Raw genomic sequence first — 19,530 nt, 5'->3', positions numbered from 1 at the left:
CAGCGATGGCGAGGTTGGCGTGCGCGACGGGGGTCGGTGATGGCACGCTGCTCGGCCAGCGCACTGAACGCGGCATTGATCAGCACGGCATTGTCGCGTCTGAGCCGCGCCCGGGTAAAGCGACCACGGGCGGACGCTTCATCCCGCCACGTGGTCAATGGGATGGATGCAGCTGTAACGAATGCGACGTGCATGGAAAAGGCGCGACCTTGCGGCCGCGCCCTGTCTGGTGCCCTGCAGAACCGGGTGTCTGCTACGAAGGTGTGCAATACAGCGCTGCACACCATCCGATGCCTCAACCAGCGCCGCTTACTTGACGGTGATGGTCTGCGGATTGCCTGCAGGCTTGCCATCCACCATCACCTGCGCGGTGTAGGTGCCGGCCGGCCAGCCATCGGGCTTGCTGAAGCTGAGATTGGTGGTCTCGGCCCCGGACGTGGTCAAGGTGGCGTTCTGTTCGCCCGCCACCTGACCATCCTGATAGGTGAGCTTGGCCGATACCGGCACGTTGCTCGCACTGCCGTCGGTCTTGACCGAGACGATGATGGTGTCCTTGGTGCCGATGTTGGCAGATGGTGTGACTGTCTTGTCGGCAGCTGCCTTGGTTCCTACCGCAACGCTGGAGACGGTGACGGCAGCGCCGGTGCCCGTTGCGGTATCGGTGCTTGCAGCGCCGGTCGCGGTGCTCTGCCCGGCCTGGTCGCTGGCCGGCGGCGTCGCGGCCGGGCCCGGCATGGCGTCGGTGGCAGCGCCGGAGGTGGGATCCTTCGATACGTTGGAATCGTCGTTGGCTTCTTTACGGCAGCCCGACAAGGCCAGGACGCCGGCAAGGGCGAGCACGAGGGAGCTGGAAACGGCTTTGCTACGCATGGATCATTCTCCAAAGAGCGAATGGGTGGTGACGAATGACTCGCCTTGTCTAAATCGAATGCATGAATGACGCGGTAGCTGCTTAAGCCTTCGGTGGCAAGTGCAGCACCTGACCCGGGAAGATCTTGTCCGGGTCCTTGAGCGTTTCGCGGTTGGCTTCGAAAATACGCGGCCACAATGCGCCATCACCCAGGTGACGTTTCGCGATGCTGGATAGCGTGTCGCCTGCCTGCACGGTGACCGACTCGTCGACCAGCTGCGCTGTGCTTTGCACGCTGGTGCGCACGTTGGAAAAATCCGCTGCCGGCCTTACCTCGGCCGTGCTGTCGACCGATGCGGTGACGTTGGAAAAATCTGCTTTTTTATCGGCGCTCATTGCTGCAACCCTTGTGCCTCACGATGGCTGCAGGGTGCGCGGGCGGCTGTTAAGCGTGGATCGCGCCACCGTGAAGCCGGCGCGATCCTGTGCAGGCGCGACTTACTGGCGCAGGTCGCGGAAGATCGACAGCGGTGCTGGCACGCTGGGCGAGCTGCGCAGGGGGTTGATGTCCAACCCACCGCGACGTGTATAACGCGCTTCCACCACCAGCCATTCGGGTGCGCAACGGATCAGCACGTCATTGAAGATGCGCTCCACGCACTGCTCATGAAACTCGGCGTGGTCGCGGAAACTCACCAGATACCGCAGCAAGCCTTCGCGATCGATTGGCGCGCCGCGATAGCGCAGCGTGACGCTGGCCCAATCCGGCTGGCCGGTGACCGGGCAATTGGATTTGAGCAGCGCGGAGGTCAGCACTTCGTCCACTGCAGCGCCTGCATGCGCACGCAGATAATCGGCGTTGGGCGGGCCGTAGTCGTCGATGCTGACATCCAGCGTATCGATCGACTCACCCTCGCCCACCGCATCGATCGGCGGCAGCCCGAACTCCACCGATACATCGGCACCTGCGCGCGTGGACAGGTCGGTGGCGATGCGTGTGCGTACCGCTTCGGCGCTATTGAAGCGGGTGGCATTGAGCGAGTTGAGATACAGCTTGAGCGACTTGGATTCGATCAGCGATGGCGAATCGCAAGGCACATGCACGGTGGCCGTGGCCACGCACGGCTTGCCTTGCGCATCGAGCCAGCTCAACTCATATGCATGCCAGCGATCACGGCCGATGAACGGCAGTGCGCCGGTCAGCCCGATCGCCTCGCGCCCGGCCGCACGCGGAATCGGAAACAGCAAGGACGGGTCGTAGCCGCTCGGGTAGGCAACCTCGCGACCAAGGGTGGAATCTTCTGGGGTATTCATGCCGCCATTTTAGGCCGCACGGGCTGGCCGTGAGGTGTATGGCAGCCGCTGGAACACCGAGCCGACGAAAGGAGCAGCTGACCTCTTCACGCAGCCCATCGCCCTACTTGATCGCCAACGGAGTGGGGAATCGCGCAACTGCACCCGATTCCCGATTCCCCATTCCCGATTCACCCCTGCTGCAGATAATCCAGCGACACCTGCAACAGCGCACGCAAGCCCACATCCAGCGAGGACTCATCCAGCAGGAACTGCGGCGAATGGTTGCTGGGCGCGGTGGCCGGGTCGATGCCCTTGGCGGTGGAGCCGACGAAGAAGAACATCGACGGCACCTGCTGTGCATAGAACGAGAAATCTTCCGCGCCCATCTGCAACGGCGGCTCGTACACATTCTCGGCGCCCACCACGGCCTGCAGGCTGGGCAGCATCCTGGCAGTCAGTGCGGGGTCGTTGACGGTGGCCGGGTTGCCGGGCTGGTCCGGCACCTGCGCCTCGACCTTGGCGCCATGGGCAGCGGCGGTGTGTTCGGCCACGTTCTTGAGATCGGCAAAGATCTGCTGGCGCATGCCCTCGTCGAAGGTGCGGATGGTACCGACCATGTCCACATCGTCGGGGATGATGTTGTAGCGGATACCGCCCTTGATCGCGCCGAAGCTGAGCACCGCCGGCTGCTTGGACAGGTTGGCGCGGCGGCTGATCACCGTTTGCGCGGCGCCGATCATGTCGGCGCTGGCCACGATCGGGTCGATGCCGTTCCAGGGCGCCGAGCCGTGGGTCTGGCGGCCGATCATCTTGATCGCAAACCGGTCCGAGGCCGCCATCAGCGGGCCGCTGCGCACCGCGATCTTGCCGGCCTGCACGCTGGAGAACACATGCAGGCCGAACACCGCCTGCGGCTTGAAGTCGGCGAACAGGCCTTCCTTGAGCATCAGCGAGGCGCCGCCTTCCTCGTTGCCGGGCGCGCCTTCTTCGGAGGGCTGGAAGATCAGCATCACTTCGCCGGGCAGCTGCTCGCGCATACCCACCAGCGCCTCGGCCACGCCGAGCAGGATGGCGGTATGGGCGTCGTGGCCGCAGGCGTGCATCACCCCGACCTGCTCGCCGCGGTACTCGGCGGTGGCCTTGGAGGCAAATGCCAGCCCGGTCTGCTCTTTCACCGGCAACGCGTCCATGTCCGCGCGCAGGGCGATCTTCGGGCCGGGCTTGCCACCCTTGATGATGGCCACCACGCCGTGATGGGCGACGCCGGTGCGCGGCTTGAGGCCCAGCTTGCGCAGCTGCGCGGCCACGGTGGCGGCGGTGCGCTCCTCGCGGTTGGACAGCTCCGGGTGCTGGTGGAAGTCGCGGCGCCATTGCACCACCTTGGCCTGCAGCGGGGCGGCGGCGGCCTGAACTTCGGGCCGTTGCGCAGTCTGCGCGGCGGCGAGCGTGGGCAGGGCGAGCAGCAGCGCGCTGGTCAGCAGGCGGGAGTGGCGCATCGGCAATCCTCTCAAGGTGGTTGCTTAATGTAGTGCAGGTGCGCGCCCGATGGGCTGCAGTGGGGCCCGATTCAGCCCGGCGGTCAACCGCCGCGGCCGTGGCGCGTTGCCGCTGCAGTGCCTCCATGACCGTTGCGGTCGTTTCGCCGGCCGAGCCGTTACTTCAGTAACGCTCAATTGGTGGAACGCAACGATATGCTGCGCACAGCCGCCCCACGGTCGCACCACGCGCCCGGCCCGCCATCAGGAGTTGTCGCATGTCGCGTTTTTGGAAGATCACACTGCTGGTTGTAGCGGTGCTTGTCGTGGTGTTCGTCGCAATGCGGATGATGGGTGGGGGCGACCAGGGCAAGCGCGCAGGCGCGCCGGACGGCACCGGCACCGAAAACAGCGGCCCGGTGCCGGTGACGGTGGTGGCCGCCACCACCCAGGATGTGCCGGTGTATGCCAGCGCGCTGGGCACGGTGACCGCGCTCAACACGGTCACGGTCAGCCCGCAGGTGGGCGGCCAGCTGATGAGCCTGAATTTCAAGGAAGGCCAGGAAGTGAAGAAGGGCGAGGTGCTGGCGCAGATCGACCCGCGCACGCTGCAGGCCAGCTACGACCAGGCGCTGGCGGCCAAGCGCCAGAACCAGGCGCTGCTGGCGACCTCGCGGGTAAATTACCAGCGCTCCAACGACCCGGCCTACAAGCAATATGTCTCGCGCACCGATCTGGACACCCAGCGCAACCAGGTGGCGCAGTACGAGGCCGCCGTGGCCGCCAACGATGCGCAGATGCGCTCGGCCCAGGTGCAATTGCAGTTCACCCGCGTCACCGCGCCGATCGACGGCATCGCCGGTATCCGTGGCGTGGACGTGGGCAATATCGTCAGCACCAGCTCCACCATCGTGACGCTGACCCAGATCCGCCCGATCTACGTGTCCTTCAACCTGCCCGAGCGCGAGCTGCAGGCGGTGCGCAGCGGCCAGGCGGCGGCACCGCTGGGCGTGGCGGCGCTGGACCGTGGCGATGCGCATGTGATCAGCGGCGACGGCAAGCTGGATGTGATCGACAACCGCATCGCTGCCGACAGCGGCACCTTCGGTGCGCGTGCGATCTTCGACAACACCGACAACGCGCTGTGGCCGGGCCAGTTCGTCAACGTGCGGTTGCAGCTGCGCACCATCTCCGGCGGCACCGTGGTCCCGACCCAGGCAGTGCAGCGCGGCCCGGATGGCGATTACGTCTACGTGGTGGGCAACGACAACACCGCACAGATGCGCACCGTGGTGCAGGGCGTGGAAGTGGACGACAGCCATGTGCAGCTCACCAAGGGGCTCAAGCCCGGCGAGCGGGTGGTGACCGAGGGCCAGTTCCGGCTCAAGCCAGGCAGCAAGGTCAGTGCGCTCAAGCCGGGCGAAACCCCGCCGGAGCCGACCGAAGCCGAGCTCAAGGCCGCCCAGAACAAGCAGGAGCGCGGCGGCGGCGGTGGCCGTCGCGGCGGCGGCCCGCGTTGATGCCGGCCTGACCGCTGGCGACGGGCCTGCCCCGTCGCCAGTGCGCGTCGGCGCCGTGTGCGCCGGCATCGATTGACGTCTTCAGCAAGGACACCCCCCGTGGGCTTTTCGACCATCTTCATCCGCCGCCCGATCGCCACCTCGTTGTTGATGGCGGGCGTCCTGCTGCTGGGCATCCTGGGCTACCGGCAGTTGCCGGTCTCGGCGTTGCCGGAAATCGACGCGCCCAGCCTGGTCGTGACCACCCAGTACCCCGGCGCCAACGCCACCACCATGGCCTCGCTGGTGACCACCCCGCTGGAGCGCCAGTTCGGGCAGATCTCCGGCCTGCAGATGATGACCTCCGACTCGTCGGCGGGGTTGTCCACGATCATCCTGCAGTTCTCGATGGACCGCGACATCGACATCGCCTCGCAGGACGTGCAGGCCGCGATCCGCCAGGCCACGCTGCCCTCGTCGCTGCCGTACCAGCCGGTCTACAACCGGGTCAATCCGGCCGATGCGGCGATCCTCACACTCAAGCTCACCTCCGATTCGCTGCCGCTGCGCGAGGTCAACCGCTACGCCGATGCGATCCTGGCCCAGCGCCTGTCGCAGGTGCCGGGCGTGGGCCTGGTGTCGATCGCCGGCAACGTGCGCCCTGCGGTACGCATCCAGGTCAACCCGGCGCAGCTGTCGAACATGGGCCTGACCATGGAGTCGCTGCGCAGCGCGCTGACCCAGACCAACGTCAGCGCGCCGAAAGGCTCGCTCAACGGCAAGACCCAGTCCTACAGCATCGGCACCAACGACCAGCTGGTGGACGCCGCGCAATACCGCGACACCATCATCAGCTTCGCCAATGGTCGCCCGGTGCGGCTGGCCGATGTGGCCAAGGTGGTCGACGGGGTGGAGAACGACCAGCTCGCCGCCTGGGCCGATGGCAAGCCGGCGGTGCTGCTGGAAATCCGCCGCCAGCCCGGCGCCAACATCGTGCAGACGGTGGAGCAGATCCGCAGCATCCTGCCGCAGCTGCAGTCGGTGCTGCCGGCCGACGTGCATCTTGAGGTGTTCTCCGACCGCACCGAAACCATCCGCGCCTCGGTGCACGAGGTGAAGTTCACCCTGGTGCTGACCATCGCGCTGGTGGTGGCGGTGATCTTCGTGTTCCTGCGCCGGCTGTGGGCCACCATCATCCCCTCGGTGGCGGTGCCGTTGTCGCTGGCCGGTACCTTCGGGGTGATGGCATTTGCCGGCATGTCGCTGGACAACCTGTCGCTGATGGCGCTGGTGGTGGCCACCGGTTTCGTGGTCGACGATGCGATCGTGATGATCGAAAACATCGTGCGCTACATCGAGCAGGGCAAGAGCGGGCCGGAAGCGGCTGAGATCGGTGCCAAGCAGATCGGCTTCACCGTGCTGTCGCTGACCGTGTCGCTGGTGGCGGTGTTCCTGCCGCTGCTGCTGATGCCCGGCGTCACCGGCCGGCTGTTCCACGAGTTTGCGTGGGTGCTGTCGATTGCGGTGGTGATCTCGATGCTGGTGTCGCTGACGCTGACGCCGATGATGTGCGCCTACCTGCTCAAGCCCGATGCGCTGCCCGAAGGCGAAGACGCGCACGAGCGCGCCGCAGCCGCCGGCAAGACCAACCTGTGGACGCGCACCGTCGGTACCTACGAGCGCAGCCTGGACTGGGTGCTGGCGCATCAGCCGCTGACCCTGGCGGTGGCGATCGGCGCGGTGGCACTGACGGTGGTGCTGTATGTGGCGATCCCCAAGGGCTTGCTGCCCGAGCAGGACACCGGCCTGATCACCGGCGTGGTGCAGGCCGACCAGAACGTGGCGTTCCCGCAGATGGAGCAGCGCACCCAGGCGGTGGCTGCAGCGCTGCGCAAGGACCCGGCGGTGACCGGCGTGGCCGCCTTCATCGGCGCCGGCACCATGAATCCGACCATCAACCAGGGCCAGCTGTCGATCGTGCTGAAGACACGCGGCGACCGCGATGGGCTGGATGAGGTGCTGCCGCGCCTGCAGAACGCGGTGGCCCGCATCCCCGGCGTGGCGCTGTTCCTCAAGCCGGTGCAGGACGTCACCCTGGACACGCGCGTGGCGGCCACCGAATACCAGTATTCGATGTCGGATGTGGACAGTACCGAACTGGCCACCTGGGCCGGGCGCATGACCGAGGCGATGCGCAAGCTGCCCGAGCTGGCGGATGTGGACAACAACCTGGCCAACCAGGGGCGTGCACTGGAACTGAGCATCGACCGCGACAAGGCCAGCATGCTCGGCGTGCCGATGCAGACCATCGACGATACCTTGTACGACGCGTTCGGCCAGCGCCAGATCTCCACCATCTTCACCGAGCTCAATCAGTACCGGGTGGTGCTGGAAGTGGCGCCGGAATTCCGCAGCAGCACCGCGTTGATGAACCAGCTGGCGGTGGCCAGCAATGGCAGCGGCGCACTGACCGGCACCAATGCCACCAGCTTCGGCCAGGTGACCTCGTCCAACTCGTCCACTGCCACCGGCGTGGGCGCGCAGAACACCGGCATCGTGGTCGGCGCCGGCAACATCATTCCGCTGGCCGCGCTGGCCGAAGCCAAGGTCACCAACACGCCGTTGGTGGTGAGCCATCAGCAGCAGCTGCCGGCGGTGACCATCTCGTTCAACCTGGCGCCGGGGCATTCGCTGTCGCAGGCGGTGGCGGCAATCGAGAAGGCACGCGAAGATCTCGAGATCCCCAGCCAGGTGCATGCGCAATTTGTCGGCAAGGCGGCCGAATTCACCGGCAGCCAGACCGACATCGTGTGGCTGCTGCTGGCGTCGATCGTGGTGATCTACATCGTGCTGGGCGTGCTGTACGAAAGCTACATCCACCCGCTCACCATCATCTCCACGCTGCCGCCGGCCGGTGTCGGTGCATTGCTGGCCCTGATGATGTGCGGGCTGAGCCTGTCGGTGGACGGCATCGTCGGCATCGTGCTGCTGATCGGCATCGTCAAGAAGAACGCCATCATGATGATCGACTTCGCCATCGACGCACGCCGCGAAGGTGCGAACGCGCACGATGCGATCCGGCGCGCCTGCCTGCTGCGCTTCCGCCCGATCATGATGACCACCGCCGCCGCCATGCTGGGCGCGCTGCCGCTGGCGCTGGGCACGGGCATCGGCTCGGAACTGCGCCGCCCGCTCGGCATCGCGATTGTGGGTGGCCTTCTGCTCTCGCAGCTGGTGACGCTGTACACCACCCCGGTGATCTACCTGTACATGGAACGCGCCGGCGAGCGCATGCGTGCCTGGCGCGCGCGGCGTGCAGCGCGCCATGACGGCGCAACCCCGGCATCCACCTCGGAACGATCGGCATGACGACTGCTGACGTCTTCGCTGATCGCTGTGCCTGCCCACGGCATCGCCTGCCCACACGCACGCGTGGAGGCCGCGCTGGCTGTTGCCTGTACCGATTCCCGAATCCCGATTCCCGATTCCCGGCACCACACCCATGAACATCTCCGCGCCCTTCATCAAGCGCCCGATCGGCACCTCGCTGCTGGCGATCGGTTTGTTCGTGATCGGATTGATGTGCTACCTGCGGCTGGGCGTGGCGGCGTTGCCGAACATCCAGATTCCGGTGATCTTCGTGCACGCCACGCAGTCCGGTGCCGATGCCAGCACCATGGCCTCCACCGTCACCGCGCCGCTGGAACGCCACCTGGGCCAGTTGCCCGGCATCGACCGCATGCGCTCCTCCAGTTCGGAGAGCAGCAGCATGGTGTTCATGGTGTTCCAGAGCAACCGCAACATCGATTCGGCCGCGCAGGACGTGCAGACAGCCATCAATGCGGCGCAATCGGATCTGCCGTCCGGGCTTGGCACGCCGATGTACTCCAAGGCCAATCCGAACGACGACCCGGTCATCGCCATTGCGCTCACCTCGGACACGCAGTCGGCCGATGAGCTGTACAACGTGGCCGACTCGTTGCTGGCGCAGCGGCTGCGCCAGATCACCGGCATCAGCTCGGTCGACATCGCCGGCGCCTCCACCCCTGCGGTACGCGTGGACGTGGACCTGCGTGCGCTCAACGCGCTGGGGCTGACCCCGGACGATCTGCGCAACGCGGTGCGCGCGGCCAACGTGACCTCGCCCACCGGATTCCTGTCCGATGGCAACACCACCATGGCCATCATCGCCAACGATGCGGTGGCCAAGGCAGCCGACTTTGCGCAGCTGGCGATCTCCACCCAGTCCAACGGACGCATCGTGCGGCTGGGCGATGTGGCCACCGTCTACGACGGCCAGCAGGATGCGTATCAGGCGGCCTGGTTCGACGGCAAGCCGGCGGTGGTGATGTACGCCTTCACCCGCGCCGGGGCCAACATCGTCGAAACCGTGGACCAGGTCAAAGCGCAGATTCCCGAGCTGCGCAACTACCTGCAACCCGGCACCCGGCTCACGCCTTACTTCGACCGCACGCCCACCATTCGCGCGTCGTTGCACGAGGTGCAGGCCACGCTGATGATCAGCCTGGCGATGGTGGTGCTGACCATGGCGCTGTTCCTGCGCCGGCTGGCGCCGACCTTGATTGCCGCGGTGACCGTGCCGTTGTCGCTGGCCGGTTCGGCACTGGTGATGTACGTGCTCGGCTTCACCTTGAACAACCTCAGCCTGCTGGCGCTGGTGATCGCCATTGGGTTCGTGGTCGACGATGCGATCGTGGTGATCGAAAACATCATGCGTCATCTCGATGAAGGCATGCCGCGCCTGGACGCGGCACTGGCCGGTGCGCGCGAGATCGGTTTCACCATCGTCTCGATCACCGCCTCGCTGGTGGCGGTGTTCATCCCGATGCTGTTTGCCAGCGGCATGATCGGCGCGTTCTTCCGCGAGTTCACCGTGACCCTGGTGGCCGCAATCGTGGTGTCGATGCTGGTGTCGCTGACCTTGACGCCGGCGTTGTGCAGCCGCTTTCTGTCGGCACATACCGAGCCGGAAAAACCCGGCCGTTTCGGCGCCTGGCTGGACCGCATGCACGCGCGCATGCTCGCGGTGTACACGGTGGCACTGGATTTCTCGCTGCGGCACGCCTTGCTGCTGTCGCTGACGCCGCTGCTGCTGATCGCCGCCACCATCTTCCTGGGTGGCGCGGTCAAGAAGGGGTCGTTCCCGCCGCAGGACACCGGCCTGATCTGGGGGCGCGCCAATTCCAGCGCCACGGTGTCGTTTGCCGACATGGTCAGCCGCCAGCGCCGCATCACCGACATGCTGATGGCCGACCCGGCCGTCAAGACCGTCGGCGCGCGCCTGGGCTCCGGCCGGCAGGGCTCCAGCGCGTCGTTCAATATCGAGCTGAAAAAGCGCGACGAGGGCCGCCGCGATACCACCGCGCAGGTGGTCGCGCGCCTGAGCGCCAAGGCCGACCGTTACCCGGACCTGGACCTGCGCCTGCGCGCAATCCAGGACCTGCCCAGCGACGGAGGCGGTGGCACCAGCCAGGGCGCGCAGTACAAGGTGTCGCTGCAGGGCAACGACCTGGCGCAGCTGCAGGAATGGCTGCCCAAGGTGCAGGCCGCGCTGAAGAAAAACCCGCGTCTGCGCGATGTGGGCACCGACGTGGACACCTCGGGCCTGCGCCAGAACATCGTGATCGACCGCGCCAGGGCAGCACGCCTGGGCATCTCGGTGGGCGCCATCGACGGCGCGCTGTACGGCGCGTTCGGCCAGCGCTCCATTTCCACCATCTATTCCGATCTCAACCAGTACAGCGTGGTGGTCAACGCACTGCCCTCGCAGACCGCCACGCCCAAGGCGCTGGATCAGGTCTTCGTGCCCAACCGTGCCGGTCAGATGGTGCCGATCACCGCGGTCGCCACCCAGCTGCCCGGGCTGGCGCCGCCGCAGATCACCCACGACAACCAGTACACCACGATGGATCTGAGCTACAACCTCGCACCGGGCGTGAGCACCGGCGAGGCGGACCTGATCATCAAGAACACGGTGGAAGGCCTGCGCCTGCCGGATGGCATCCGCATCAGCGACGGTGGCGGATTCAACGTGCAGCTGAGCCCCAATTCGATGGGCGTGTTGCTGCTGGCTGCGGTGCTCACCGTCTACATCGTGCTGGGCATGCTCTACGAGAGCCTGATCCACCCGGTGACCATCCTGTCCACGTTGCCGGCCGCCGGCGTCGGCGCGCTGCTGGCGTTGTTCCTGAGCAACACCGAGCTGTCGGTGATCTCGATGATCGCGTTGGTGCTGCTGATCGGCATCGTCAAGAAGAACGCCATCATGATGATCGACTTTGCGCTGGTGGCGCAGCGCGTGCACGGCATGGATGCACGCGCGGCCGCACGCGAAGCCTCGATCGTGCGCTTCCGCCCCATCATGATGACCACCATGGTGGCGATCCTGGCCGCGGTGCCGCTGGCAGTGGGCCTGGGCGAAGGCTCGGAACTGCGCCGCCCGCTCGGCATCGCGATGATCGGCGGGCTGGTGTTCTCGCAGGGCCTGACCCTGCTCAGCACGCCGGCGTTGTACGTGATCTTCTCGTGCCTGAGCGAACGCTGGAAGGCGCGTCGCGCACGTGCGCGTGCACGCCGGGCAGAGCGCGCGGCGGCACGGCGCCCGGCTGCGTCGTCGGCGCACTGAGGCGAGGCAGCACACCAGCCGCCGCCGCACCGCGCGGCGACGTACGGGGGGTTCAGGCCACCAAGGCCTGCAGCGAGGCGCGCTCCAGCTGCGCGTATAACGCGAACTCGTCGTGCACCTGGGCGCCAAGGGCCTGCTCAAAGCTGCGCTTGCTCGAATGCGCGGCATAGGCGCGCTGCTCGGCCCCACCCAGGTTGGACTGGAAGATGCCGGCCGCGCTGACCGGCAGGAAGTCTTCGTAGATGATCGGGTCGGCACTCACCAGCCCCAGCGCGATCGCGGTTTCTGCCGGCATCGCGGCCACCTGCGCCGGATCGGCACGGCCGGCCTCGGTCAGGGTGTAGCGGAAATAGCCCAGCCCTTCCTGGCGCAGCAGCGCCTCGTCATCGGGAAAGGCCACAAACGCGGTCTGCAGGCGGGTGGCGTAATCGCTGCCCGTGCTGCCGGCACCATCGGCATCGCGCGCCTGCGCCAGCAGCGCGTCGTACAGCGCGCGTCCCTTGGGCGTCAGCGCAAGCCCGCGTTGCTCGATCTCGCCAAAGCGCGCTGTATGCGTGCCGTGTTCGGGCTGCCCGCCATCGCCGACAAACCGCACCGGCTCTTCTAGTGCCTTGAAGCTGGTCTGGCGCAGCAGGATCGGCACGCGTCGACGCGGCGGGCCTTCGATCACCGCCTTCGCATCGATGCCGGCGTGCTGCATCTGCGCCTGCGCCGCATCGATATCCAGCGTGCGCGGAGTTAGATGGTTGATGTGCGGGCCGTGGAAGCTCACCACATCGGCAATCAACTTGTGCGCCTCGCTCAGCGCGCGATAGGTCGGCAGCGACACCGTGGCATCGCCATGCCAGCGGAAGGTCTCCAGCGCTTCGGCGACGAACTGCTGCGCCTGTGCGGCGTCCAGGCCGCCTACCTGTTCGCAGTGGTCGATCAGCTCCAGCGCACCTGCGGTAAAGATCTGCCGTTGCTGCAGGATCTGCGCAGCCTGCGCGCGCAGCGCGGCATCCTCGATCAACTCCAGGCGCAGCAGCGAGGTGAACACACGGAACGGGTTGGCCGACAGCGCCGCATCGTCGATCGGGCGGAACGCGGTGGAATGCACCGGCACGCCAGCCACCGACAGGTCGTAATACCCCACCGGGTGCATACCCATCACCGCAAACAGCCGACGCAAGGTGGCCAGTTCTGCGGCCGTGCCGACCCGGATGGCGCCATGCCGCTCCAGATCCAGCCGTGCCCGCTCGTCGTTGCGCTGCAGCCGCGTTGCCAGCGCGGGATCGGCCTGCAACGTCTGCGCGTTGACCTGCGCCACCAGCGTCATCAGGTCGCCGTATAACGGCACCTCGGCGCGATACATGTCCGACATCGCCTGGGCGAACAGGCTGCGGATGTGATCGGGAGAGACAAACACGGTATCGCGCATGGGCTGGTCTTGGCAGAGGCCGGCCAACGCCGGCGTTGGTCGCATTCTCGCCGACCGTGCCCTGCGGCGACCAGCTGCATGGCAGCATCGCGTGCGCGCGTTGGCATGCAGACAGCCCTGCGCGAGGTGCGCGCCGCCGGCGTTACAACCCGGCCTGCGCCGCCGCCTCGGCCGCTTCGCTGGCCTGACGTGCGGCCTCCAGCCGCTGCGCATGGTCGCCGAGCTGGCGACGCAATAGCGCGTCCAGGGTGATCGGCCGCTCCCACCGGTCGTAGCTGGCAACGATGGCGTGCCGCAACGCGCGCATGTGGGCATTGTCCGGCGCCACCGCCAGTCGCGTGATCACGCCTTGCCACCCATCGTGATGATCGCGGCTATAGGCCCGCACGCTGTCGCGACACGACAGCTGCACCGTCTGCGCCCATACGCAAGCGAAGTAGATGTCTCCCGCGTGCCAGCCATGCACCTGCAGCAGCGCCTGCACGTAACCGCGCGGCGTGCCGGTGTAACGCGCCACCTCGTCGATGAAGCTGTCCGGGTAGCGTTGCGCGTAGCTGCCCATGTCGGCCAGATGCTGGTCCACCCACGCATCACCGGTGCCGGGCATCACCGCAGGCACTGCCGCGTCCTGCGCGCCGCCGGCTGCCGGCGCAGCGGCAGCCTGGGCAAGCGCCAGCGACGGAACCAGCAACGCGGCCAGCAACGGCAGCGATCGCAACAGCAAGTAGCGCAAGGCAGACATGCCGCGATGATGCCGCATGCCCGTGCCGGTGTCAGGCATGCAGAGCAGGTCAGCGCAGGTCGTAGATGCCAAGGTAGTGCACCTCGCGGCAGCCGTTCAGATCGCAGGCGCCCACATAGCCGGGCCCGAGATAACGCTGGCGTGCATCGCGGTTGTGCGGGCTGCTGTACGGATCCGGGCCATACAGGCCGTTGCCGTAATAGATCTGGCCGTAGGGGCGGTTGCGCGACGCACCCAATCGCAGTGCGGAGCCGTAACCGTAGCCGCTGTAGGCACCGACATTTCCCCCGTCGCGGTCGCCCACGAACGCAGTGCCGCGGTCACTTGCCCGTGGTCGCGACTGCAGGGTGGCAATGCTCTGCCCCTGCGCATCCACATAGCCTTGTTCGCGATCGAAGCGCACCGTGCGGAAATACACCACGTCATCGCCCACCCGCCGCGTGTGCAGGCGGACATGCTGGCCTGCATCGTCGTAATACGGCTGGCCATTGCGAAAGATGACCTCGCTGGGATTGATGACTTCTTCTTCCAGTTCGGCAGCCGCCAGCGGCGCGATGCACGCCAGCGCACCCAGCGCGACGGCCAGCCCTGCACGACGGATCACGGACAACATGTTCATGGGCATTCCCTCCAAGGTCGGCCATGCGTGCTGGCCGGAACGTCCTGTTACCGGGCGCCGTCGGGCGCCCGCATCGTCACTACATCAGCAATGGGCACTTCGCGCCAGAGCCGCCGGCCAGGCGCCAGTCTTGCGCGGCCGGTCCGCCGACGTTGCACCTTGCCAGGCCGGCGCGCAGGTAGCCGATGAAGACCACCGGCGTGCACATGCCGGCCCTGCCTCGGCCGCCTGACGCAGCCGCCGCAGCCCTCAGCCTGGCAGCTGCTGCCGCGCCACCGCATCCAGTGCCTGCACCGCCGCCGGCCAGCCTGATGCATCGGGCACCTCGCGCATGCGCGGCTCGTCTGCAGCGACACCGTGCTCCTGCTCATGCGCCCAGGTCACCGCGTACGGTGTGTAAATCCCCCAGCCGCCGATCGCCAGCACCGGCTCCACATCCGAGCGCAACGAGTTGCCGATCATCACGAAGCGCTGCGCCGGCAGGTCGAATTCGCCCAGCACGCGTGCGTAGGTCTTGGGGTCCTTTTCGGACACCACCTCGACCCGCGGAAACAGGTCGGCCAGACCGGACTGCTCGATCTTCTGCTCCTGGTGAAACAGGTCGCCCTTGGTGATCAACACCACCGCACAGTGGGCGGCAATGGCGCCAACCGCCTCGCGCACACCGGCAATCACCTCCACCGGGTGCTGCAAGGTGGCGCGGCCGATCTCAACGATGCGCTGGATGTCGCGCGCATCGATGCGCGCGTCGGTGAGTTCGATGGCGGTTTCGATCATCGACAGCGTCATGCCCTTGGCACCGTAGCCGAACACCTTGAGGTTGCGCCGTTCCACCGCCAGCAGATGCTGCTGCATGCGACTGTCGCCCAGGTCGAGATAGCGGGCCAGGATCGCTTCGAAATCCGCTTCGGCGGTGCGGTAGTAGTCCTCGCTTTTCCAGAGGGTATCGTCGCCGTCGAAGCCGACCAGTTGGATCGCCTGGCCGTCGCGCTGTGCAAGAGAAGTCATTGCGCAAGTCTAGCAGCGCGCTGAAGCGCAGCTGCAGTCAGTCGCCTGCCGCGTCGCCGGGGCCGGGCTGATAGCTGGCAAATTCGTCACGCGACAGGCGCCCATCGCCGTTGCTGTCGAAGCCGGCAAAGTTCTCGCGCAGGATCGGGTCGGCGCCGGCTTCGGCCGGCGTCAGCGAGCCGTCGGCATCGCTGTCCAGGCTGTCGAAGCTGCGCGGCGCCAACGTGCCGGCGGTGGGTGCCCCCGAGGGCGCGGCGCCCCCCTTGCCGCGGGACGACCCGGACGGGTCGGCGGGCAACAATGGGGTGGTGGCAGGTGGCGGCGGCTCGATGGGCAAGGGCGCCATGCCCGCAGCGTTGGTGCCGCCGGTGAACGGTGCTGCCGTCTGCTGGGTGGCGGGCGGCAACTCCGGTGGCGCGGCAGACGCGAGCAGTGGACTGCACAGGACGGCGAGCAAGCTGAGGCGCGTTTGCAGCATGAAGACAGGACCAGAAGCGAATGGTGTCACCGTAACGCGCGCCACGTAAAGAAAACGGGAGCGGCCCTGGCAGGCCGCTCCCGTGTGTCCATCCTGATCATTCACGCGTGCCCGGCGTGCAGACCCGCGCTGTTGCGATGCCGAGCCCTTCGCAGCTCCGTATCCGGAGCGCTACGGACGGCGACGGCCTTCAAGATATTCGATCAGTTACCTTGCGACCCCGTTGCGCCGCCGCTCTGCTGCTTGGCGACAAAGGCCTTGTATTCGTCCGGCGTCAGCTTGCCGTCGGTGTCGCCGTCGGCCTGGTCGAAAATCTGGACCAGCCCCGCGTTGACCTGCGCTTCCTGCTTGCTGATGGCGCCGTCGCTGTCGGTGTCCACGCTGGCCCAGGTCTGCCCGCCGCCGGAGCTGGCACCGCCCTGGGCAGAGGTCGCAGAACTCCCCGACTGTGCCGAGGCAGCAGGGCTGCCCGCCTGCGCTGCGGCGTCCTGCGAGGTGCTCTGCGCCATGGCCGGCAGCGCCAGGGCGGCGGCAAGAGCGGCGGTGGCAGCGAGCAGCGAGGTGCGGTTGCGATTCTTCATTTGGGTGGTCTCCTTGGGCGTTGGAATGCGCGGTGTCGCCGCACATGGCACTACCGTACCGATCGCAAATGAACGCCCAACCCGGCGCAATTTCCTGCAAAACGTCCTCTTAACCACAACCTGCAACGTTGCCGCTAGCCGGGTGTTAGGCATGGGTGAGTCAAACAGAAGCAGAGCATTCAAGAAGGAAATTTATGCGAACCACGCCGCCTTTTTTCAGCTATGGCTGCGCGCCGGGCGCCTCATCGTCCCAGCTTCCGGAACTGAACAGTTTCCAACCCACCACCACGCCTGCAAGTGCGCCGGCAATCTCGAGGATGACGCGCGAGCCCAGTTCGTTCGGGTCATGGATCCTGGCCAGTGCCAGACGTGCATACAACGGCGATTCCAGTCGCACGATGCTGGTGTACACCAGGTGCCAGATGTCGTAACCGGCGCCGACCGCCACCGCCAACAGACAGGCAATCCCCAGGGTGTGGCCATGGGTGAAGTGCAGACGCCGCCCGACATGTTCGATGACGGCGAAGATCAGGACACCGAGCACCAGCGCAATCAGGCCGGCCTCCAGCGAACCGAGCAGGCCGAAGTGCAGGGGCAGATTCATCGTGTTGATCCGGGCAGCTGGCGTGCCAGTCTAGCCGCTACGGCCATGGATCCGGCTGCAATCCAGATCGACACACGAAGGCGCGAACAGGCCAGCCGCCCTGGCCGCGCGCACCGCCGCATGACGACGCTCACGCCGGGGAACGAGCGCTGCACCATGCGCATGCAATCAACTGGAGGCCGTGAGGTGCGCCCTAATCGTCCTGCCCGCGCGCAGTCACCTGCGCCTCGCCCTCTTCATCCCAGCCCACGTTGACCGAGATCGGCTTGCAGCACACCTGGCAATCCTCGATGTACTGCTGATCACCGCCGCTCAGGTCCAGTGTCAGCGTGATCCACTCCCCGCAGTACGGGCAGGCGACATCCACAAAGCGTTCCGGATCGGACATGAGGGGTTCCTCGGCAGCGGGCAGGCCGGATCGGATGCGCCAGATCGGCAATCACGACACGGGAGCGCAAGTGTACGAGCGTTCGGGCAGGTGCAGGCATCGGGCGCGCGCACACTGCAATGCGAGCAGGAAGGCCGCCGCGATCACTCCACCGGCACATCGTAGGCGGTGTCCGGCGTGGGCTCCGACCGGAAGGTGAAGTGCCACCACTCCATCGGATAATTGGCGAATCCCTCGGCCGCCATGGCGCGTAGCAGGCGCCTGCGCTGGGCACGCTGCGCGTCGGTGATCTCGGGCGCATCGGTGTGTGCCCGCGTATCGAAAAAATCGAACGCGGTGCCCATGTCCACCGCCGCACAGGCGCCGTGCCGGCAGTCCAGCAGTCCAAGATCCAGCGTCGCGCCACGGCTATGCCCTGACGTTTCGGCGATGTAGTCGCCCAACAGCGCGCGCTTGTCCACGCGCGGGTAATACTGGGCCTTGGTCGATTGATCGCCCAGGTCCGCCGCCCAGGCCACGAACGCCTGCACAGCCCGCACCGGCCGGTAACAGTCGAACACCTGCAAGCGGTAGCCATCGGATTCGAGCCGCTGCGCCACCCGCGCGAGCGCTTCGGCAGCCGGACGCAGCAGATAGCACCGCGGCGCAAGATATCCAGGCACCACGCGCCCGGTAAAGTTGTTGCTGCCCGCGTAGCGCAGGTCCACCGCGAGGTTGGGTGCAAGGCGCTGCACATCGATCAGCCCGGCTTGTGCAGCAGTCGTTGCACGTGAGACGTGCGGCTGTGCCGCGCCCACGCCCGACAGCAGCAAGGCCAGAAGCACCACTACGGCGCGGGCACTGGAGCGCGGCAGGCCAGCTGCACGCTGGTTGTGGTGGATGTGATGCACGGCTGCTCCTCTATCGGGCCAGACACTCTTGCCGTCGTGGCGCTACGGGCTCTCGCCCTCGCCTGACGCCACACTACCGGGTGACGGCGAGGGCCGCAGTGGCCCGGTCAACGCATGCAGGATCCGCAGATCCTCGGCATCCAGCGTGCTGGCGCTGTTGCCGCGATAGTGATGGTGGAAGGCCTGCAGGGTGGCGGCAGGGTCGTCGAGGCTGTAGCCAAGCAGGGCAAGCGCCTGCCAGGGATCGAAGCCTTCCGGTGCGGGTGGCGCATCGGCAGCCGGCCAGCGGCCAAAACCGGCGTCGGCCAGGCGCTTCCAGGGAAAGCGTGGGCCGGGGTCGTTCTTGCGTGTCGGGGCCACGTCTTCATGGCCGACGATCTGCGTGCGTGGAATCCGCAGGCGCGTGCACAGGTCTTCCAGCAGGACCAGCAGGCTGTCGATCTGCGCCGGTGCGAACGGTTCGCTGCCGTCGTTGTCCAGCTCGATGCCGATCGAGGCCGAGTTGATATCGGTGATGGTGCCCCAGCGGCCGGCGCCGCCATGCCAGGCGCGTTGCTCGTCGCTGACCAGCTGGTAGCGACGCCCGTCCTCGCCGATCAGGTAATGCGCGCTCACGCGCCCCCCGCTGTTGCGCCCACGCAGCGTGCCCAGGCTCTGCCGGACCGAGTGCTGGTCGGTGAAGTGCAGCACGATCAGGATCGGGCGCCGGGCATCGAAGTTCGGCGACGGCACCCACTCGGCCAGGGCGTTGCGCTGCGGCGCATGGGCGCAGGCACCCAGCGACAACGCCACCGCGCAGATGGTTGCGCGCAGCCAGGCCGATGGGCGTAGAGGGAAGCTGGACAGCATCGTTGTCTCCTGGAGGAATCGCGCGGCCCGCGCCGTCGCTGTTGGCCGCGCTACGTCCGGCGCGGCCATTATCTGCCGAGTGTCGCCGCTGTGGCCGGCAACGCGGGCCTGCGCGTGGCGACGCTGCAACGCGCCGATTGCGCCGTACCCGCATCGCCGTTGATGGCGTGGCCGTGCACTGCGTC

General features: G+C 66.9%; 17 protein-coding genes. 3 read left to right on the top strand and 14 right to left on the bottom strand.

The window, feature by feature from the left end; translation table 11 throughout:
- Positions 1 to 309 precede the first annotated feature (309 nt).
- From XnspCFBP7698_RS19665 to XnspCFBP7698_RS19650, 4 genes are all read right to left on the bottom strand, one after another.
- The gene (locus XnspCFBP7698_RS19665; RefSeq protein ID WP_047694610.1) at positions 310 to 870 is read right to left on the bottom strand and encodes a hypothetical protein; all 561 of its coding nucleotides are present in this window, start codon (positions 868 to 870) and stop codon (positions 310 to 312) included.
- 82 nt (positions 871 to 952) lie between these two features.
- The gene (locus XnspCFBP7698_RS19660; protein ID WP_123137708.1) at positions 953 to 1,246 is read right to left on the bottom strand and encodes a LysM peptidoglycan-binding domain-containing protein; all 294 of its coding nucleotides are present in this window, start codon (positions 1,244 to 1,246) and stop codon (positions 953 to 955) included.
- A 102-nt stretch (positions 1,247 to 1,348) separates the two neighbouring features.
- On the bottom strand, positions 1,349 to 2,164 hold the full coding sequence (gene queF / locus XnspCFBP7698_RS19655) for an NADPH-dependent 7-cyano-7-deazaguanine reductase QueF (RefSeq protein ID WP_123137707.1): 816 nt from the start codon (positions 2,162 to 2,164) through the stop codon (positions 1,349 to 1,351).
- 170 nt (positions 2,165 to 2,334) lie between these two features.
- Complete coding sequence (locus tag XnspCFBP7698_RS19650) at positions 2,335 to 3,642, bottom strand: M20 family metallopeptidase (protein ID WP_123137706.1); 1,308 nt, start codon at positions 3,640 to 3,642, stop codon at positions 2,335 to 2,337.
- A 257-nt stretch (positions 3,643 to 3,899) separates the two neighbouring features.
- Between XnspCFBP7698_RS19650 and XnspCFBP7698_RS19645 the strand changes: the two genes are divergently transcribed.
- From XnspCFBP7698_RS19645 to XnspCFBP7698_RS19635, 3 genes are all read left to right on the top strand, one after another.
- The gene (locus XnspCFBP7698_RS19645; RefSeq protein ID WP_123137705.1) at positions 3,900 to 5,141 is read left to right on the top strand and encodes an efflux RND transporter periplasmic adaptor subunit; all 1,242 of its coding nucleotides are present in this window, start codon (positions 3,900 to 3,902) and stop codon (positions 5,139 to 5,141) included.
- Between the two features lie 99 nt (positions 5,142 to 5,240).
- The gene (locus XnspCFBP7698_RS19640; RefSeq protein WP_123137704.1) at positions 5,241 to 8,489 is read left to right on the top strand and encodes an efflux RND transporter permease subunit; all 3,249 of its coding nucleotides are present in this window, start codon (positions 5,241 to 5,243) and stop codon (positions 8,487 to 8,489) included.
- A 133-nt stretch (positions 8,490 to 8,622) separates the two neighbouring features.
- Positions 8,623 to 11,766 (top strand): efflux RND transporter permease subunit, encoded by a 3,144-nt coding sequence (locus XnspCFBP7698_RS19635; RefSeq protein WP_047694601.1) that lies wholly within the window; start codon positions 8,623 to 8,625, stop codon positions 11,764 to 11,766.
- 52 nt (positions 11,767 to 11,818) lie between these two features.
- Here XnspCFBP7698_RS19635 and XnspCFBP7698_RS19630 read toward each other — a convergent pair whose 3' ends face one another.
- The 10 genes from XnspCFBP7698_RS19630 to XnspCFBP7698_RS19585 form a co-directional block, all read right to left on the bottom strand.
- A complete protein-coding gene (locus XnspCFBP7698_RS19630; RefSeq protein ID WP_123137703.1) occupies positions 11,819 to 13,186 on the bottom strand; it encodes a VOC family protein in 1,368 nt (455 codons plus the stop codon).
- A 142-nt stretch (positions 13,187 to 13,328) separates the two neighbouring features.
- Positions 13,329 to 13,946 carry a hypothetical protein gene (locus tag XnspCFBP7698_RS19625; protein ID WP_039405385.1) on the bottom strand — a complete coding sequence of 206 codons (618 nt, stop codon included), beginning with the start codon at positions 13,944 to 13,946 and terminating at the stop codon, positions 13,329 to 13,331.
- Between the two features lie 31 nt (positions 13,947 to 13,977).
- A complete protein-coding gene (locus XnspCFBP7698_RS19620) occupies positions 13,978 to 14,547 on the bottom strand; it encodes a hypothetical protein (protein WP_104581282.1) in 570 nt (189 codons plus the stop codon).
- A gap of 249 nt (positions 14,548 to 14,796) precedes the next feature.
- On the bottom strand, positions 14,797 to 15,555 hold the full coding sequence (locus tag XnspCFBP7698_RS19615) for an HAD family hydrolase (RefSeq protein WP_104581281.1): 759 nt from the start codon (positions 15,553 to 15,555) through the stop codon (positions 14,797 to 14,799).
- 37 nt (positions 15,556 to 15,592) lie between these two features.
- Entirely contained in the window at positions 15,593 to 16,000 is a 408-nt protein-coding gene (locus XnspCFBP7698_RS19610; RefSeq protein WP_184384903.1) for an EF-hand domain-containing protein, read from the bottom strand.
- Between the two features lie 236 nt (positions 16,001 to 16,236).
- Entirely contained in the window at positions 16,237 to 16,614 is a 378-nt protein-coding gene (locus XnspCFBP7698_RS19605) for an EF hand domain-containing protein (protein ID WP_047694591.1), read from the bottom strand.
- Between the two features lie 220 nt (positions 16,615 to 16,834).
- Positions 16,835 to 17,218, bottom strand: a complete 384-nt coding sequence (locus XnspCFBP7698_RS19600) for a hypothetical protein (protein WP_123137701.1) — start codon at positions 17,216 to 17,218, stop codon at positions 16,835 to 16,837.
- 193 nt (positions 17,219 to 17,411) lie between these two features.
- Entirely contained in the window at positions 17,412 to 17,606 is a 195-nt protein-coding gene (locus XnspCFBP7698_RS19595; protein WP_039405377.1) for a CPXCG motif-containing cysteine-rich protein, read from the bottom strand.
- A gap of 143 nt (positions 17,607 to 17,749) precedes the next feature.
- Positions 17,750 to 18,433 carry a M15 family metallopeptidase gene (locus tag XnspCFBP7698_RS19590; RefSeq protein WP_123137716.1) on the bottom strand — a complete coding sequence of 228 codons (684 nt, stop codon included), beginning with the start codon at positions 18,431 to 18,433 and terminating at the stop codon, positions 17,750 to 17,752.
- Positions 18,434 to 18,538: 105 nt separating this feature from the next.
- Positions 18,539 to 19,345, bottom strand: coding sequence for an N-acetylmuramoyl-L-alanine amidase (locus XnspCFBP7698_RS19585; RefSeq protein WP_123137700.1), 807 nt, complete (start codon positions 19,343 to 19,345; stop codon positions 18,539 to 18,541).
- Positions 19,346 to 19,530 lie beyond the last annotated feature (185 nt).

It is taken from the genome of Xanthomonas sp. CFBP 7698 (genome assembly GCF_003600855.1).
In the GTDB taxonomy this organism is placed as follows: domain Bacteria; phylum Pseudomonadota; class Gammaproteobacteria; order Xanthomonadales; family Xanthomonadaceae; genus Xanthomonas; species Xanthomonas cannabis.
Note: the sequence above shows the minus strand (reverse complement) of the source record. Positions and strands in the feature narration are given on the sequence as shown.

What these genes read in the sequence shown, in the direction of transcription:
- XnspCFBP7698_RS19665 (WP_047694610.1), bottom strand. Translation starts at nt 870, where the DNA reads ATGCGTAGCAAAGCCGTTTCCAGCTCCCTCGTGCTCGCCCTTGCCGGC.
- XnspCFBP7698_RS19660 (WP_123137708.1), bottom strand. Translation starts at nt 1,246, where the DNA reads ATGAGCGCCGATAAAAAAGCAGATTTTTCCAACGTCACCGCATCGGTC.
- queF (WP_123137707.1), bottom strand. Translation starts at nt 2,164, where the DNA reads ATGAATACCCCAGAAGATTCCACCCTTGGTCGCGAGGTTGCCTACCCG.
- XnspCFBP7698_RS19650 (WP_123137706.1), bottom strand. Translation starts at nt 3,642, where the DNA reads ATGCGCCACTCCCGCCTGCTGACCAGCGCGCTGCTGCTCGCCCTGCCC.
- XnspCFBP7698_RS19645 (WP_123137705.1), top strand. Translation starts at nt 3,900, where the DNA reads ATGTCGCGTTTTTGGAAGATCACACTGCTGGTTGTAGCGGTGCTTGTC.
- XnspCFBP7698_RS19635 (WP_047694601.1), top strand. Translation starts at nt 8,623, where the DNA reads ATGAACATCTCCGCGCCCTTCATCAAGCGCCCGATCGGCACCTCGCTG.
- XnspCFBP7698_RS19630 (WP_123137703.1), bottom strand. Translation starts at nt 13,186, where the DNA reads ATGCGCGATACCGTGTTTGTCTCTCCCGATCACATCCGCAGCCTGTTC.
- XnspCFBP7698_RS19625 (WP_039405385.1), bottom strand. Translation starts at nt 13,946, where the DNA reads ATGCGGCATCATCGCGGCATGTCTGCCTTGCGCTACTTGCTGTTGCGA.
- XnspCFBP7698_RS19620 (WP_104581282.1), bottom strand. Translation starts at nt 14,547, where the DNA reads ATGAACATGTTGTCCGTGATCCGTCGTGCAGGGCTGGCCGTCGCGCTG.
- XnspCFBP7698_RS19615 (WP_104581281.1), bottom strand. Translation starts at nt 15,555, where the DNA reads ATGACTTCTCTTGCACAGCGCGACGGCCAGGCGATCCAACTGGTCGGC.
- XnspCFBP7698_RS19605 (WP_047694591.1), bottom strand. Translation starts at nt 16,614, where the DNA reads ATGAAGAATCGCAACCGCACCTCGCTGCTCGCTGCCACCGCCGCTCTT.
- XnspCFBP7698_RS19600 (WP_123137701.1), bottom strand. Translation starts at nt 17,218, where the DNA reads ATGAATCTGCCCCTGCACTTCGGCCTGCTCGGTTCGCTGGAGGCCGGC.
- XnspCFBP7698_RS19595 (WP_039405377.1), bottom strand. Translation starts at nt 17,606, where the DNA reads ATGTCCGATCCGGAACGCTTTGTGGATGTCGCCTGCCCGTACTGCGGG.
- XnspCFBP7698_RS19585 (WP_123137700.1), bottom strand. Translation starts at nt 19,345, where the DNA reads ATGCTGTCCAGCTTCCCTCTACGCCCATCGGCCTGGCTGCGCGCAACC.